2 protein-coding genes are annotated in these 2,327 nt (G+C 63.5%); both read right to left on the bottom strand.

Going from position 1 to position 2,327, the window contains the following annotated elements:
- Nucleotides 1-24: 24 nt before the first annotated feature.
- Nucleotides 25-1,380 (bottom strand): Y-family DNA polymerase, encoded by a 1,356-nt coding sequence (locus CSR02_RS15275; RefSeq protein ID WP_244177057.1) that lies wholly within the window; start codon nt 1,378-1,380, stop codon nt 25-27.
- Entirely contained in the window at nt 1,265-2,059 is a 795-nt protein-coding gene (locus CSR02_RS15280; RefSeq protein ID WP_099542251.1) for an ImuA family protein, read from the bottom strand. The genes CSR02_RS15275 and CSR02_RS15280 overlap by 116 nt, the downstream gene beginning before the upstream one ends.
- Nucleotides 2,060-2,327: the final 268 nt, after the last annotated feature.

The raw sequence follows: 2,327 nt of genomic DNA on the forward strand, positions 1-2,327 counted from the left end.
ACAGAAATCACATGCATTAGCCGCTTAAATCAGATAAAAAACGTCTCCACAAAACCCGGGGCAATTCAGTTCCGCCATGGCCTGCACCGGCTCAGGTCGTGCGAGCAGGCGCGTCGGACGCGGCCAGTGATCCGGCCAGTCCTTCGTCTCCTCGGGGGCCAGAGCGGGCACGCGGCAGAAGGAGCGTTCGGGCAGATCACTTTCCACCGGGGCAAACCGATAGAGCGCCTGCATACCCACACGGTTGGCCAGTGTGTCGACCAGATCAGACACATCGGTCTCTTCCTCGGCAATCAGGGAGGAGACCGTCTGCCGCCGGTCCATGGGTTCCGCCTGTGACGCGATCAGCACCATGCGCTCGATGCCGAAGCCCGGATTGATCGTTTCAATTTTCTCGCACAGCAGCCGCGTCAGACGTTTCACGTCCCGTACGGGCATGGCGGTCGCCACACGGATCGCTTCGGTGCGACTGTCCACGCGATGCAGCAGCAGGTCGAGGCGGCGCACGCCCTGTCCACGTTCGTCCAGCCCCTGGCAGAGCAGCGGCACCAGCTTGCCGATATAGCGCGCGATGGTCTCAGCAGCGCCGATGGGTTCGGCAAAGTTCCGGCTGACCTCGACTGGATCGACGGGACGGACCGGAAGGATGGCTTCCCCGATGCGTCCAAAGGCCTGATCCAGCCTGCGGGCGATATCAGGACCGAACCGCAGCGCTAGGGGTGCCCGTGGCATGGCGGCCAGTGGTCCGATGCGCGACACACCCAGCGTGGCCAGACCTTCGATAATGGTGGGGGGCAGGCGCAGCGCCTCAAGGGGAAGATCGGCCAGTGCCTTTGACGCATCACCGGCCTGCACAACGGCAATCGGTGCCCGGCCATAGCGGGCGATGGCGTGCGCAGCGCCCCACGTCTCCGCCACCACGGCCTTTGCCCGGAACCCGGCGCCCGCCATGCGATGAACCATGTCCTTGAGCATGGGAAGTTCACCGCCATGCAGATGATCCGCCCCGGTCGTGTCCAGAACCAGCCCGTCCGGAGCATCGACGGCCACGATGGGCGCGATACGGTGCTGGAACCACAGGGCCAGCTTCTCCAGTCCCAGCCGGTCGCCCTCGGGATCGGCGTCTATCAGCACCAGATCGGGATAGAGCGCCTGGGCCTTGGCCACCGGTGTGCCGGGACGCAGCCCCAGCTTGCGGGCGGCGAGATCGACCGACGAGACAACCCGTCGTCGTCCTTCACGCCCGGCCAGCGCCAGTGGCGCCTCAGGCGCTGGCGCGTCTTTGCCCAGCCGCTTCCTGATCCGGTCTGTCGGCCAGAGCGGCAGGTAAAGAGAGACGATCCGCGATCGGGCTGCATGGGGCGAGCCTCCCTTTGGCATCACAGGCCTCCACTTCAAAGTCAGCACATTCGCCTGCGCGGGCACGGATGAGTTCCAGCAACCAGCGTGGTCTTCCCACGCCGGGGACCGGCAGCGGCGCGGATGGCAGGACGGAAACCCGCCAGCGCGTCACACTGGCGGTTGGCTGGCCGAAATCTGCCGCATCTGTCTGCCGCCGCCAGCGTCTTATCGCGATGCCCAGGGAACCGGACGTCTCGGCGGCCAGTTGCAGGCGGCGTGAGGCGGTCATGGACAGGCGGGCGACCTCGGCCACAACGGCCCCGAGGCCGCCATGTCGCAGCCCTTCCTCGAAACAGGCCAGCACATCGACGTCTGAACTGGCCTCGACAAAGATCGTTCGCCGTGCTGACAGCCCGACCTGTTTCAGGGAGGGAGCGAACACATCCTGACGGGTGACGATCCAGAGAACCTTGCCGCGCGTGCGGGCCGCAATCCCGGCGCAGAACTGACCGGCCGCCGCACTGTGCAGGGCGTCATTGCCTCCACCTGCCACTTCATGCAGGGCTCCCAGCGCCAGACCGCCGCCCGGCAGTCGGCCGTCGATCTCGCGCACGCCAAAGGGCAGCATCTTGCGGCGTCGGTCACTATGACCTTCGAGACGGCTGATCGCAGCCCGCAGGGTCTCCAGTCCCGGTTTTTTGTGGGTTTCAGCGGTCATGTCACGGTTCGATGTCCCTTGTGCAGCTGCATTTCATGATTATATGTTCGTGATTTGTTCTGATCATGCTGCGCAAGTCAATGCAAATTCGCTCTGTATCCGGCATGCTGCTGTCCAATGTTGGTTCGGTATCGTTGATGAAAGTGCGCTAAAGAATTGAATTCAGAGACTTCTCCTGCCCCGGATCGCGACGATTATGAATTGCCCCGGGTTTTGTGGAGACGTTTTTTATCTGATTTAAGCGGCTAATGCATGTGATTTCTGTTGT

Source organism: Acetobacter pomorum, assembly GCF_002738225.1.
Classification (GTDB): domain Bacteria; phylum Pseudomonadota; class Alphaproteobacteria; order Acetobacterales; family Acetobacteraceae; genus Acetobacter; species Acetobacter pomorum.

What these genes read in the sequence shown, in the direction of transcription:
- CSR02_RS15275 (WP_244177057.1), bottom strand. Translation starts at nt 1,380, where the DNA reads ATGCCAAAGGGAGGCTCGCCCCATGCAGCCCGATCGCGGATCGTCTCT.
- CSR02_RS15280 (WP_099542251.1), bottom strand. Translation starts at nt 2,059, where the DNA reads ATGACCGCTGAAACCCACAAAAAACCGGGACTGGAGACCCTGCGGGCT.